Origin of the sequence: Xenorhabdus littoralis (assembly GCF_033949345.1) — a bacterium.
GTDB lineage: Bacteria > Pseudomonadota > Gammaproteobacteria > Enterobacterales > Enterobacteriaceae > Xenorhabdus > Xenorhabdus littoralis.
In genome coordinates this window covers 1-221 of record NZ_VCDP01000145.1, presented here as the reverse complement: position 1 = coordinate 221, position 221 = coordinate 1, and the positions used below count along the sequence as shown (strand labels likewise).

The following is a 221-nucleotide window of genomic DNA, read 5'->3' as shown; positions in this document are numbered from 1 at the left end:
TGGCTGTTCATTACCCCTTTGGGCTGGCCGGTAGAACCGGAGGTGTAAATCACATAGGCCAGGTGGTGTGAGGCCAGGTCCCGGCTGTCGGGGTTACTGTCCGGCACCCCGTCAAGGACGGACAGCGGGCAGGCATCAAGCACTACGGTAGGCAGGCTGCTGTCCAGTATTTCAACCAGCGCGGACTGGGTGAGCAGGGCCACCGGTGCCGCATCACTGAG

Annotated in this window: 1 protein-coding gene; it reads right to left on the bottom strand. The window is 62.4% G+C overall.

Annotated features, from left to right (window positions below; genetic code table 11):
* A partial coding sequence (locus FE394_RS18670) for an AMP-binding protein (protein WP_319927831.1) occupies window positions 1-221 on the bottom strand: 221 nt, incomplete at both ends.